This is a genomic window from Pontibacter lucknowensis (assembly GCF_900156415.1).
GTDB lineage: Bacteria > Bacteroidota > Bacteroidia > Cytophagales > Hymenobacteraceae > Pontibacter > Pontibacter lucknowensis.
The window spans coordinates 25,362-37,796 of sequence record NZ_FTNM01000006.1 but is presented as its reverse complement, the minus strand read 5'-3'; the positions used below and the strand labels follow the sequence as shown (position 1 = coordinate 37,796).

The 12,435-nt window shown below is 52.0% G+C and carries 12 protein-coding genes; 4 read left to right on the top strand and 8 right to left on the bottom strand.

All coding sequences use genetic code 11. From position 1 onward, the window contains the following. Nucleotides 1-35 precede the first annotated feature (35 nt). A complete protein-coding gene (locus tag BW972_RS16885; protein ID WP_076423002.1) occupies nucleotides 36-431 on the top strand; it encodes a hypothetical protein in 396 nt (131 codons plus the stop codon). A gap of 44 nt (nucleotides 432-475) precedes the next feature. Continuing rightward, nucleotides 476-1,243, top strand: coding sequence for a creatininase family protein (locus BW972_RS16880; RefSeq protein ID WP_076423001.1), 768 nt, complete (start codon nucleotides 476-478; stop codon nucleotides 1,241-1,243). A gap of 129 nt (nucleotides 1,244-1,372) precedes the next feature. On the opposite strand, the gene mscL is transcribed toward BW972_RS16880, so the two are convergent. The 5 genes from mscL to BW972_RS16855 all read right to left on the bottom strand — a co-directional run bounded on the left by mscL (nucleotide 1,373) and on the right by BW972_RS16855 (nucleotide 6,924). Continuing rightward, entirely contained in the window at nucleotides 1,373-1,801 is a 429-nt protein-coding gene (mscL, locus tag BW972_RS16875) for a large conductance mechanosensitive channel protein MscL (protein WP_040574886.1), read from the bottom strand. Nucleotides 1,802-2,015: 214 nt separating this feature from the next. Next, nucleotides 2,016-2,204 carry a hypothetical protein gene (locus BW972_RS16870; protein ID WP_007660441.1) on the bottom strand — a complete coding sequence of 63 codons (189 nt, stop codon included), beginning with the start codon at nucleotides 2,202-2,204 and terminating at the stop codon, nucleotides 2,016-2,018. 44 nt (nucleotides 2,205-2,248) lie between these two features. After that, on the bottom strand, nucleotides 2,249-3,490 hold the full coding sequence (locus BW972_RS16865) for a glycosyltransferase family 61 protein (protein ID WP_076423000.1): 1,242 nt from the start codon (nucleotides 3,488-3,490) through the stop codon (nucleotides 2,249-2,251). Nucleotides 3,491-3,658: 168 nt separating this feature from the next. Then, complete coding sequence (locus BW972_RS16860) at nucleotides 3,659-5,239, bottom strand: SulP family inorganic anion transporter (protein WP_076422999.1); 1,581 nt, start codon at nucleotides 5,237-5,239, stop codon at nucleotides 3,659-3,661. A gap of 83 nt (nucleotides 5,240-5,322) precedes the next feature. Next, nucleotides 5,323-6,924: a peptide chain release factor 3 gene (locus tag BW972_RS16855; RefSeq protein WP_076422998.1), complete on the bottom strand. Its 1,602-nt coding sequence runs from the start codon at nucleotides 6,922-6,924 to the stop codon at nucleotides 5,323-5,325. A 187-nt stretch (nucleotides 6,925-7,111) separates the two neighbouring features. On the opposite strand from BW972_RS16855, the gene BW972_RS20150 reads away from it, so the two are divergent. Beyond that, nucleotides 7,112-7,246, top strand: a complete 135-nt coding sequence (locus tag BW972_RS20150; RefSeq protein ID WP_255345429.1) for a hypothetical protein — start codon at nucleotides 7,112-7,114, stop codon at nucleotides 7,244-7,246. Nucleotides 7,247-7,316: 70 nt separating this feature from the next. Beyond that, nucleotides 7,317-8,309: a type I glyceraldehyde-3-phosphate dehydrogenase gene (gene gap / locus BW972_RS16850; RefSeq protein WP_007660434.1), complete on the top strand. Its 993-nt coding sequence runs from the start codon at nucleotides 7,317-7,319 to the stop codon at nucleotides 8,307-8,309. Between the two features lie 186 nt (nucleotides 8,310-8,495). On the opposite strand, the gene BW972_RS16845 is transcribed toward gap, so the two are convergent. From BW972_RS16845 to BW972_RS16835, 3 genes are all read right to left on the bottom strand, one after another. Beyond that, the gene (locus tag BW972_RS16845) at nucleotides 8,496-9,245 is read right to left on the bottom strand and encodes a metallophosphoesterase family protein (protein ID WP_076422997.1); all 750 of its coding nucleotides are present in this window, start codon (nucleotides 9,243-9,245) and stop codon (nucleotides 8,496-8,498) included. Between the two features lie 135 nt (nucleotides 9,246-9,380). After that, the gene (locus tag BW972_RS16840) at nucleotides 9,381-11,816 is read right to left on the bottom strand and encodes a TonB-dependent receptor (RefSeq protein ID WP_076422996.1); all 2,436 of its coding nucleotides are present in this window, start codon (nucleotides 11,814-11,816) and stop codon (nucleotides 9,381-9,383) included. 339 nt (nucleotides 11,817-12,155) lie between these two features. Then, complete coding sequence (locus BW972_RS16835) at nucleotides 12,156-12,416, bottom strand: hypothetical protein (protein ID WP_143732126.1); 261 nt, start codon at nucleotides 12,414-12,416, stop codon at nucleotides 12,156-12,158. Nucleotides 12,417-12,435: the final 19 nt, after the last annotated feature.

Here is a 12,435-nt window from a genome sequence, read left to right as displayed (position 1 = left end):
AAGCGTATAAGTAGCGCTTTGTCCAAAAAACTTACATGATCATTCCAAATAAATTCCTGAAGCTGGATTATAACCCCACCAAAGATATCCTGTTGGTGGATTGGCCGAATATGCACAGCTATACCTTGCCTGAGGTAACGTATATCATCAACGAGGTGGTAGAAACAGTGCGCAGCTACGATATCAAGCGCATCCTCACCGATACGCGTCAGTCGAAGGTGACGGTGCCCATGGAGGAGTATGCCGGGATTATAAACAACCTGGCCCTGCAATTGGCCAGTACGCGGCTGCAAAAGTTTGCCAAGCTCAAGACCCCTGACCCTGACCGCGAAACCATTTCCAGTAACGCCGCAGCTCTGGTCGTCGGCTCCATCATGTATCGCAGCTTCGAAAGCATGGAAGAAGCGATCGAATGGCTTGTTGAAAGTTAGAAAGTTAAGATCCCCGCTCAGAAAATTTAACTCCCAAACTATTCATGCGTCCTTACATACTTGCCGAAACGAACTGGAAAGCGATCAAAGACCAGCAGGTTGAAGTAGCCATACTGCCCTGGGGTGCCACTGAGGCCCACAACTATCACATGCCCTACGGCACTGATAACTACGAAGCGGAGGCAGTGGCGGCTGAGGCTGCCAGACTGGCCTGGGAAGCAGAGGCAAAGGTGATGGTGCTGCCGGTGCTGCCATTTGGCGTAAATACCGGTCAGGCCGACATCAAGCTCGATATCAACCTGAACCCGAGCACCCAACTGGCTATCCTGCGCGACATCGTCACGGTACTCAACCGGCAGGGTATACACAAGCTCCTGCTGCTCAACAGCCACGGTGGCAACGATTTCAAACCAATCTTGCGCGAGCTGGGCCTGCAGTTTCCGGACATGTTCCTGCTCACCTGCAACTGGTTCCTGGCCGCCGACCGCAAGGCCTTTTTCGACAGCCCAGGCGACCACGCCGACGAGATGGAGACCAGCATCATGCAGCACCTGCGTCCTGACCTGATGCTGCCGCTTAGCGCAGCAGGGGAGGGCAAAGAGCACAAGTCCCGCCTCACAGGTATACGCGAAGGCTGGGCCTGGTCAGAGCGCATGTGGTCGCAGGTGAGCGACGATACCGGCATCGGCAACCCGGCCGCCGCCACACCCGCCAAAGGCAAGGCCTTCTTCGAAGCCACCACACATAACATAGCCCAGCTGCTGATCGAACTCAGCCAGGTGAATCCAAAGGACAGGTATAGCAGAGGATAGAAGTGTAGCGACCTGTCGGAATCGTGCATCCAGCAATCAACATTTCTTTAGTCCCTGGATTACAAAAAAGCCCTGCGGCACTGGCGTATTCGCCGAAGTGCAGCAGGGCTTTTCAGGTATGGGCAGCGCTTACTTCGCAGCGATGGTGCGCAGGGCGTCGCGCATTTCGGTGAGCAGCACTTCTTCTTTGGTAGGAGCAGGCGGCACTGCCGGAGCGGCGGCCTTTTTACGCATCATGCGGTTCATGCCTTTCACGATCATAAATATGATGAAGGCCAGGATCAGGAAGTTGATCAATACTGTAATAAAATTACCCCAGGCAAATACAGCACCCAGTTTACGGGCCTCTTCCAGCGCCAGGCCCTGCGGTACGGCATCAGAGAGTGGCACATACAGGTTGGAGAAGTCCATATCACCGATCGCCTTACCGACCAGCGGCATGATGAGGTCGTTGACAACGGAATTAACCAAGCCACTGAAAGCAGCACCTATGATGATACCAATGGCCAGGTCCATCACGTTGCCGCGCATGGCAAACTCTTTAAACTCTTTTATCATACCCATATACTTTGATTTTTGAAGGTGAGGAGATTTTTGTTTTTTTATGATATGTAAATATATTCATTTGAAAGTATAAAGCAAGCAGCCTGTACCCAGGAATTAAAGTGGATAGCCTGCCTTAATGACGCCGCCCTGAACTATACCTGTTCGAGGTATGGTTCAGGGCGGCTCGCTCTTCCTGCAAATCAGGGCTGTCTGCCCGATCGGCTGATTATTCCTTCACTTTGTAGCTACAGTTCTGACCTGCGCTGTATTCTATTTTTTCGTCAGCCATGAGCGCTTCAATGAGTTCGTCTGTGTACTCCTTGCTGAAGCCAAGGCTCTCGCCCAGGGCTCTTTCGTCGAGCTTTCCGTTGTTTTTACGCAAAGCATCGAGGTACTTCTTTTTATCTTCTTCCATTGTTTTCAGTTTAAGTTCAGTGGCGCAATGCTGCCATCCCTATATCAGCTATACTTCAAGTTGGTTTGTTGGTTTGGCTGCGCCTGTCGTTTATTTTTCTTCCCGGCCCGGATCAGTTCTACCAGCTCCGGAAGCTCTACTTTCAGGTTCTCGTGCTGGCCTTGTCCGGCGTCTTTCACCAGGCTGTTGCTCTTGCAGATGATGTAGCTGTAGTCCATGCCCATTTTGGTGGCAATGTCATAGAAAGGTTCTATGACAAAACCCTCGTGAAACAGCTCGATCACCTGCGTGCCCGGTTTGCAGAACATCATGCTGACCAGACCCGCTCCCGTAGCCGACACCACCGAGCTGGCCCTTGAGAACAACTTGATCCGCTCCAGCACGGATAATTGGCTCAGCACCACCGGGCGGTAGCCGTAGGGTTTCAGGGCCTCCACCAGCTCCGCTTCGTTCTCCACCTGCCGCAGTTTGGAGTCGCTGCGGCTGATGTACAATTTTACGCCCTGCTGGTCTGCTTCGGTTTCCTGGGCGGCGAGGGGCACAAATGCGGCCTGAATGTATTGGCAGAGCCAGTGCGGTACCAGCGTGTGATTGCCACGGGGTGCAGTGGAGGCGATGATGCAGTCGGCCATGATGTGCGGATGTTCGTCACCGGCAATCAGTTTTTTTTCCGGTATACCTAGCAGTCGCAATGTTTCGAGCTGGAAGTCATAGCGCAGGCTGGGCACCAGGAACCAGTCCACTTTGTCGTACAGTCCGCTCTCTTTGAGCAGGTGCAGGCGTGGCAGTACATCTACAAACCAGTGGCTGATGTTGTTAAGCCCCGCTCCGCCGGTCAGCAGAGAAAAGACCGTGCCCTCAAACCTGGTAGGCGCCGAAAAATAGCGCTGTTCAAAGATATTGTTATACCCGTTTTCCGTTACTTTCCCTTCTTTCATGCTCAGGGACACGTTCTCGATCAGGCGGTTGTATTTGCTGATGATCGCTATGGTGCTGTCGTTGTCGGTGTAGATGCGGCCATTGGGGGCTTCTACCACCTCATAGTCGGTCGTGACTTCCCGCTGCGGCTTCCAGTAGGCTGAGCAGGCTTCGTAAAGAGCCTCCGGGATGTCCAGGGTGGTGCGCAGGGCGGGATAAACAGGGTATAGCTTTGCTTCACGCTGGGCTTGCGCATCGTCGGTATGCAGGCGGAATATACTTTGAGGCCTGTAGCGGATGTTGTGCGACACAAAGCGTCCTGTAATCTTTTTAAGCCGGTTTATGATCTTTTTATAAAGTAATTTCATGGTATTCCAGGGTAGGCAGCAATGGTGGATAGTAGACAACAAAGGCTTCCATTCCTGGGGGAGAAGGAGTAGTGTTTAGTCGGGTGTAATCCATCATCAGTATATAGAATCAATCTGATTCTATATACTGATTAACTTATGGGATTGTTCTTACTAAATTGTCCTAATTTAAGCTGGTTTACGCTGAGCAAAGAACTTGTCAAGGCCTATTTGTTCAATTTTGATGTTCTTATAAGCTGCCGTGGCTTTAAATTCTTCGATGATCTCGAGCACGTCGTCGTCTATGTTTACAGAACGTGAAGCATCGATCACCACCGTGGAATTAGGCGCTACGTGGTCCAACGTGAGCATGACACTTGCCTTGTTCAGGAAAGTAACCTCCTCTGAAAGAACTAGTTCCACACGTTCTCCTTCGTAGTGCGCTTTCTTGTCAATGAAGAAAGGCGTGCGGTAGTTGTCGCGCAGGATCATGAATACCGACACAGCACCACCGATCATGATACCTGTGATCAGGTCTGTCAGCATCACGGCCACGATGGTCACAAAGAATGGCACGAACTGGCGCTTGCCAGCTTTCCACATGCGGCGGAAAAGGGCGATGGAGGTCAGCTTGTATCCCACCACAAAGAGCACTGCCGAAAGCGAAGCCAGCGGAATCATGTTGAGAATGCGGGGTATAGCCATCACGCAGATCAGCATCACCGTGCCGTGGGTGATGGTTGACAGCGGCGTACGTCCCCCTGACGACACGTTGGCAGAGGTACGTACGATCACGGCGGTCACCGGCAGGCCGCCGATAAAGCCTGACACTAGGTTGCCTATACCCTGTGCTTTGAGTTCGCGGTTGGTGGAGGACTTGCGCTTGTATGGGTCTAGCTTATCGCCTGCCTCAGTGCTCAGCAGGGACTCCAGCGATGCGATGAAAGCGATGCTCAGGGCCACGGTGTACAGCTCCGGGTTAGTGAGCTGGGAGAAATCCGGGAAGGTGAAGAAAGAGAAAAACTCACCGATGCCATCCGCTGCCGGAAGCTGCACCAGTCGGTTTCCGCTTAGGGCCAACTGCGGAAAATAAGCCACGAAAAGCTGGTTTACGAGTACGCTCACCACTACTGCGATAAGGGCAGAGGGCACAAACTTAAAGAAGGTATAGCGCTTGAGCGCCGGCTGGTCCCAGGCAAAAATGATGATGAGGGAGAGCACCGTGATGATGGTGGCGCCCAGGCTAATCTGGTCCAGCACACCGGCAAACAGGTTGGTGCTGAAGCCGTCTTCCATGCTGCCGAAGAGCTCTTTGCCTGCATACCCGAAAGCGTGCGGTATCTGGTTAATGATGAGGATAAGGCCGATTGAAGCCAGGATACCCTTGATCATGGAGCTTGGGAAAAAGTAGGCAATAGTGCCCGCTCGCAGGAAGCCCAGGATGATCTGCAGCACACCTGCTACCATTGTGGCCGCCAGCACCGCCTGAAATGAGCCCAGCGACTGAATGGCCATCAGCACCACCAGCGCCACCGAAGCAGCCGGTCCACTTACGTTAACCTTGGAGCCACTCAGAAAGCCCACAACGATACCGCCCACTATACCGGCAATGATGCCTGAGAATAGGGGGGCACCGGAGGCAAGCGAAATACCAAGGCAAAGCGGAAGCGCAATCAGGAATACGACAAGACCGGCAGGCAGGTCAGTCTTGACATGCGAGAAAAACCCGTCGTTGATTCTTTTCTGATCGGGTAATGAATTTTGATTCATAAATGTGTTTACCGTTATGAAATAGGGTAAGGTCTATGGGAATAATGAGGTGACTTCTGTACAGCTAATTGAACAGCAGGGGTTTACCCCTGCCTGGCCGCCTCAAATTTGAAGTCGGAAGTAAAGTGGAAGTTCAGTTTCGGATAATGCTCCTGCACCGAGCGCAGCACCCACGACGTATCGGCAAAAAACACCGGGTTATCGTCTTTGTCGTAGGCGATGTGGCTGCCCTTGATCGCGATGAACCGGGCCAGCGCCTCTTTGTCGTCTGATGTGATCCAGCAGGCTTTGTAATAGTTGAGGGGATACAGGTCACAGGTGGCACCGTACTCCTGCTTCAGGCGGAACTTGATCACGTCGAACTGCAGTTCACCTACCGTCCCGACGATCTTGCGGCTACCAGGCTGTTGCATGAATAGCTGCGCCACACCCTCGTCCGTGAGCTGGCGTATACCTTTCTCCAATTGTTTTGTCTTGAAAGGGTCCTTGTTCACCACTTCCTTGAAAATTTCCGGGGAAAAGCTCGGTATACCTTTGTATTGCAGCAGCTCGCCTTCCGTGAGCGTGTCGCCAATTTTAAAGGAACCCGTATCGTACAAGCCGACTACATCGCCCGGCCACGCCTCATCCAGCAGACTCTTCTCGTTGGCCATAAAACTGGTGGGGCTGGAGAAGCGGATGCGCTTGTCGAGGCGGGTGTGGTAGTAGAGCTTGTTACGCTCAAACTTGCCGGAGCAGATCCTGCAAAAGGCGATGCGGTCGCGGTGGTTCGGGTCGAGGTTAGCGTGTATCTTGAAGATGAAGCCGGTGAAGGCATTCTCCTCTGGCCGCACCTCCCGCTGTGATGCCTGCACTGCCTGTGGTGATGGTGCGATCTTGACAAAGGTGTCCAGCAGTTCGCCCACGCCGAAGTTGTAGATGGCGCTGCCGAAGAACACGGGCGCCAGGTAACCCTCCTTGTACAGGTCGAGGTCGAAGTTCTCGTAAAACTCGTTCAGGAAATCAGTGTCGGACCGCAGCGTGTCAGCAGATTGCTTTCCGATGATCTCGTCCAGTTCCGAACTTTTGATGTCCTCGATCGCGATCACATCCTTGGTGAGTTGTTGTTTGTTGGCCGTGAAAAGACGAAGGTCCTTGTCGAACAGGTTATACACGCCTTTGAAAGTGGAGCCCATACCGATGGGCCAGCTCAGCGGGCGCACGTGGATGTTGAGCTCCCGCTCCAGCTCGTCGAGCAGCTCATAAGGGTCGCGGCCTTCACGGTCCATCTTGTTGATGAAGACGATCACGGGTGTGTTGCGCATGCGGCATACCTGCATCAGGTTGCGGGTCTGCTCCTCCACGCCTTTCACGCAGTCCACCACCAGGATTACACTGTCCACGGCCGAGAGCGTGCGGTAAGTGTCCTCGGCGAAGTCCTTGTGACCGGGTGTGTCGAGGATGTTGATCTTGTGCCCGGCATAGTCGAAGCCCATCACCGAGGTGGCAACGGAGATACCACGCTGCTTCTCTATCTCCAGAAAGTCAGAAGTGGCAGATTTTGTGATTTTGTTACTCTTGACAGCGCCTGCCGTATTGATGGCACCGCCGAACAAAAGCAGTTTTTCGGTAAGTGTAGTTTTACCAGCATCGGGATGGCTGATAATGGCAAACGTGCGTCTGCGCAGGATTTCTTCTGAAACCATGAAGCCTGAATTAAAGCTGATCCCGGAGGATCTTTATGTGAAAAATGAAATAGTATAGCTGTTTACCCGGGAAGGGTAAATAGATGATCAGGGGGGAGTAGGGACGCTATGTATGGTATGTGCGTACATTTGAGGATGCAAAAGTACTAATAATCCGTTGAAATGCAAAAACTGTGTTCAGTCAGTTTTGGGTCGTCTACAGGCTGGCAATTTGCACCTGCGCCACCTGAGCGAGAACTGCCGCCGCCTGTTGGCCAATGCCGATAGCTTTATTTACAGCAAGACACTTTTTATTGACTTCCCGGATGGTTTTACAGTATAACTAAGGTATAGCACTTAGGAAAACCCGAAAGTTAAATTTTTTACCATACGCATAACTCAATCTGAAAACTATGGCGAAGATAAAAGTTGCAATCAATGGCTTCGGCCGTATCGGCAGGCTCACTTTCAGAGCCCTCCTCCGGAAGGAAAATGTTGAAGTGGTGGCCATAAACGACCTGACCGATACCAAAACACTTGCCCATCTGCTGAAGTATGATTCTGTGCACGGCCGCTTTAATGGCATAGTGCAGGCCACGGAAAACGGTTTGATCGTGGACGGCCAGGAGATTGGCGTGACAGCTGAGCGGGAGCCCAAAAACCTGCCGTGGGAGAAATTAGGTATAGACGTTGTGCTCGAGTCCACGGGCCGCTTTGTTGACGAAGCGGGGGCCTCCCAGCACCTGGAAGCCGGTGCGAGAAAGGTCGTGATCTCGGCACCTGCCAAGGGAAATATACCAACGGTGGTGCTGGGCGTGAACGATAATATCCTGACAGGCGACGAAAGAATCATCTCGAATGCATCCTGCACCTCCAACTGCCTGGCACCTATGGCAAAAGTACTTGACGATGCCTTTGGCATTGAGAAAGGCTACATGACTACCGTGCATGCCTACACGGCTGACCAGAACCTGCAGGATGCGCCACACAAGGATTTGAGAAGAGCCCGTGCCGCAGCCTACTCCATTATACCTACGACAACCGGGGCAGCCAAAGCGATTGGTCTCGTGATGCCGCACCTGAAAGGCAAACTGGATGGCGTGGCCATCAGGGTGCCTATACCTGCCGGCTCTCTCACCGATCTTACCTGTGTGCTCCAAAAGCCCGCTACGAAAGAGGAAGTAAACGCTGCCATGAAAAATGCGGCTGAAAGCTCATTGAGAGGAATCCTGGAGTATACGGAAGACCCGATCGTTTCCATTGACATAGTCGGTAACAAACATTCCTGCATCCTCGACGCAGAGATGACCTCGGCAAACGGTACGCTCGTGAAAGTGGTCGGCTGGTACGACAACGAGGTAGGTTACTCCAATAGGTCAGCCGACCTGATCTCTAAAATCGGTTAATTTCTTCCGGTTCAGGAGGTGTTTCGCTACATGCACTGGCTTGTTTGAGAATGCCGATCAGTTTATGGGGTTCAATATTATTAAAAGTCCGCTTTATGCCGTGCTTTCGGATAAGCGGGCGTTAGGTATAGCTACCAGTAAACAGGAGGCCAATAGCCTCCTGTTTATTTCCATATAGTTTCAGGTCTATACCTCTAACAGAAAGAAAGGCTTCTCATACTCCGACTTCTGAAGCACCGGTTTCGACACATTGTATACCTTCACGCCGGTTGACGTTTCGCCTTCCAGGGTGCCTACGTGTGCATGGCCATGAAAGGCGGCGAGCACGTTTCGACGGTTAAGCGGCTCTTCCAGGCGGGAGCAGCCCAGGAATGGATGGATGGCCTCAGGCTCGCCTTCGATGGTTGCCTGAATAGGAGAGTAGTGCAGAAGCGCAATCTTTTTGAGATCGCCATGCTCACTGTCGATCTGCGACAGGGCGGCATCCAGCTTCAAGGCCTCCGTTACGGCCTCCTGCACAAAGTCTTTATTGAGTTGCTCACCGAACATACCGAGCATATACCTGTCGAATCCGCCACCGAATCCTTTCACACCGGCAAAGCCCACATGCCCGATCACAGTAAAGTCGCCGTCGAGCAGTTTTAGATTTGTCGGAGCAAATACCTTTCGCAATTTCTTTACCTGGTCATGGTCATAATCATGGTTTCCCAAAACGGCCAGTACAGGTATAGAGCAGGCCTTCAGCTCCTCGGCCAGCACTTCGGCTTCGCTTTCGCGGCCGGTGTCAGTCAGGTCGCCGCAGAGCAGGAGCACATCCGCCTCTTCCGATACCTGCCTGAAAAAATCTGTCCATTTGCCAGCGTCCTGCTCCTGCACATGTATGTCTCCCACAGCTGCTATTCTTAATTTTTTATGTTCTGTGTTCTCTTCTTGCATGTTCCCTTTTTTGATTGATTGTATAACTACGTGCAAGGGCGGTGTCAGGATAGGGCAGGGGTATAACCGGTGAAAAATAAACAGCCCCCACACTTATTTGTGCAGGGGCTGAGTAAGCTAACTAATACTATTTATCTAGTTTCCGGTGCGGTTGATCTCGTCGAGGTTGATGTTACGTTTCTTCGCTTCAAAAGCCTTGCCTTTGGCAAAGTTGTAGCGCAGGTTCACGCGGATGCTCTGGGCACCCTGGTACTGGTCAATGGCATTCAGGTTGCCCTCGAGCAGGGTTTTTACGCGCAGCTCACGGGTTCTGAAGATGTCAGTGGCGTTAACAGAGAGCGTCAGGCGATCGTCCATGAAAGTGCGCTTCAGGCCTGCGTCCAGCCACCACTGGCTTCTAATCTCGTACAGACCGTACACGGCAGGCCCCTGGAAGCCGGCGTTCAGCTCCATGCGCAGGTTCTTTGGCAGCTGGATGTTCTGGTTCGACTGCAGGAAGAACAGCACCTGGTCGTTTACCACATTCTGCGCATTCACGTCTTTGGTATAGCGCTGGTAGGCCAGTGTAGCGGTGTTGTTCATCTCCCACTTGCCGGATAGCTGCACCGGCGCTACCAGCGTACCATACACGTTCTTATAATTCTCAATATTACGCTGCCCAAACACGGTGGTGTTGTCTTCACTGTTGTAGGTTGGGATCTCACCGATAAAGTCTGTTGTCACAGAGTAACCCAACATCAGGTTGTAGCGCTGCTTCAGTGTCTGCGTTACTTCAAATGAGTTGGTGTACTGTGGCTTCAGGTTCGGGTAGCCCTGCGACCAGGTATAAGGGTCGAGGTAGAAAATGAAGGGGTTAAGCTGACCGTAGTACGGACGGTTGATGCGGCGGCTGTACTTGTAGCTCACCTGGTAGTCGTCACTCACTTTCTGCTGCAGGAACAGACTCGGGAACAGGTCGAGGTAGTCGCGCTTGGTGATATCGTTCAATGTGATCGAATTGCCTTCGGACACCGTTTGCTCGGCACGCAGACCCGCCATGATCTTCCAGTTTTCGCTCAGCTTGCCGGAGTAGTTGGCATAGCCTGCAAAAATATTTTCTGTGTAGATGAAGTGGCTGGTGCGGCGTGGGTCCAGTACCTGGCGGCCGTCTGTCACTTCATAAAACAGCAGCTCATTGTCTGACACTACATGGCTGGCTTTGACACCAAGCTCCAGTTTACCGTCCTTGCCCAGTTTTTTGGTGAAGTCTACTTTGCCCGACAGGATGTCGTAGCCGGTTGGGTTGTAGCTGGTCAGGTGTTCCTGGCTTACCAGATCATTGCCGGTCAGGGTCAGCTGCGTGTTCTTGAACACAAAGTCGGTCTCGTCGGTGATGCGGGCATAGTCGATGTCGGCTGACAGGGTTGTGCCCAGGGTGTCGAGCTTGCCGTTGTAGTGCAGGTTGAAAGTACCGTTGCGGTAGGTGCTGGCATGCTCGTTGGTGGCAGAGATATAGCGGCTGTTGTCCGGGTTAGGGCGACGCAGCGCAGACTCTGTGTTGAATATACCCTCGTTGCTGTTGTAAAACAGGTTGCTCATGAAGCCCACGCTGTGGCGGTCGTTGATGTCGTAGTCGGTGCCGAGGCGCAGAGTAGGGGCAATGCGCTCACGCTCTTCGTAGCCTTCCTGGTCAAAAAAGCTGCTGCCGGCCGGGTCGTTGAAGATGCGCTCCATCTGCATGTCGCGGTAGTTCATACGGCGGGCGAAGTCCATGCCGGCGGTGGTGTTCCACTTACCTGCTTTGTGGCTCAGGTCAAAGCCGGTGTTGTACGAGTGCAGGCGGTTGTACTGGTAGCCGGCGTATACGTTGCCGTTCATGCCAAAAGACTCGTTTTTCTTCAGGTTGATGTTGATGATGCCGGAGGCACCTTCCGCATCGTAGCGGGATGAAGGGTTGGTGATGATCTCCACATCCTTCAGGTTCTCAGCCGACATACCCTGCAGCAGGTTCTGCAACTGCTTGCCTGACAGGTAGGACTGCTTGCCATTAATCATGACCTGCACGCCTGGCTTGCCGTTTAGGGTGATGTTGCCATCCTGGTCCACCCATACGCCGGGAGATTTCTCGAGTACCTCGTAGGCTGTACTGCCTTGCGCCAGAGCAGTACCCTCTACACTCACCACCATTTTCTCGGCGTCGTTGGTAATGGTAGGGCGCATGGTCTGGATGGTAACTTCCTTAAGTGTTTTCACATCAGGCTTTACCTGCAGTTTGCCGAAGTCACGGCTAAAGTCAGGCCCTGTTACTTCAAACACCTCTGTAATCAGGGGCAGATAGCCCAAACCGCCCAATTTCAGCTTGTAACTTCCCTTTGTAGGTGTTTTAATACGGAAGCTGCCATCCATCTCTGCTATGGCACCAGTCACGACCGCATCAGTAGTAGAAGAGAGTACAGCGACGTTCACGAATCCCAGGCCTTCGCCTTTCTCGTCCAGCACGGTACCTGTTATCCAGCCTTCGTTTTGAGCTAATGCGCTGTGTGCCAATGCTGTAAGGATAAGCAGGAAGAAAAATTGTAATGACTTTTTCATAGTAGTATTTTGTTAGCGTGTATGGTAATAGGATGATGTAAAGCTAGTGTATAGTACTTTGTTATGCAAGGTACTGTTTAATATATTATATGAATCACCTGAAATTATCCGTTAACAGCTCGAAAATTCCGACGAACGAAATCAAATCCGGGAAATTTCGATGAAGGCGGGCAGGGGCTAGTCCGCCTGTTGATTTTGTTAATAGATGTTTGTTGGAGGGCTGGGGTTGCTCTGGTGCACCTCATTTTTTTGATATGGCAAAAAAAAAAACACCTGGCTATCCGTTAGGGTAACCAGGTGATGCTAACCGGGCAAATTAGTGTATCAATGTACTTTACTCTAGTTCGCTAGCGGACAAAGGCGATCATATTGCTTTGGGTGCTTTCTCTTGATCAGACGCAGCATATAGCGGAATACAAAATAGCGTTCCCGCTTACGTTCTTCCTGGCCTAGTGATTTTCGGTAGTCCAGCGTTTCCAACAGACTGGCAGTATCCTGGTAGAGGAGGTAACTATAGACCTTAAAAAAGCATTTTCGCACGCTTCCTTTCTGTACTTCTGTACCCGTTACTTCGACCAGGGCTCTTCTCAAATTGTCCATTTTCAACGCCAATATATTG

Excerpts from the sequence above, each read along its gene's own strand:
- BW972_RS16885 (WP_076423002.1), top strand. The coding sequence starts at position 36 with ATGATCATTCCAAATAAATTCCTGAAGCTGGATTATAACCCCACCAAA.
- BW972_RS16880 (WP_076423001.1), top strand. The coding sequence starts at position 476 with ATGCGTCCTTACATACTTGCCGAAACGAACTGGAAAGCGATCAAAGAC.
- mscL (WP_040574886.1), bottom strand. The coding sequence starts at position 1,801 with ATGATAAAAGAGTTTAAAGAGTTTGCCATGCGCGGCAACGTGATGGAC.
- BW972_RS16870 (WP_007660441.1), bottom strand. The coding sequence starts at position 2,204 with ATGGAAGAAGATAAAAAGAAGTACCTCGATGCTTTGCGTAAAAACAAC.
- BW972_RS16865 (WP_076423000.1), bottom strand. The coding sequence starts at position 3,490 with ATGAAATTACTTTATAAAAAGATCATAAACCGGCTTAAAAAGATTACA.
- BW972_RS16860 (WP_076422999.1), bottom strand. The coding sequence starts at position 5,239 with ATGAATCAAAATTCATTACCCGATCAGAAAAGAATCAACGACGGGTTT.
- BW972_RS16855 (WP_076422998.1), bottom strand. The coding sequence starts at position 6,924 with ATGGTTTCAGAAGAAATCCTGCGCAGACGCACGTTTGCCATTATCAGC.
- gap (WP_007660434.1), top strand. The coding sequence starts at position 7,317 with ATGGCGAAGATAAAAGTTGCAATCAATGGCTTCGGCCGTATCGGCAGG.
- BW972_RS16845 (WP_076422997.1), bottom strand. The coding sequence starts at position 9,245 with ATGCAAGAAGAGAACACAGAACATAAAAAATTAAGAATAGCAGCTGTG.
- BW972_RS16840 (WP_076422996.1), bottom strand. The coding sequence starts at position 11,816 with ATGAAAAAGTCATTACAATTTTTCTTCCTGCTTATCCTTACAGCATTG.
- BW972_RS16835 (WP_143732126.1), bottom strand. The coding sequence starts at position 12,416 with ATGGACAATTTGAGAAGAGCCCTGGTCGAAGTAACGGGTACAGAAGTA.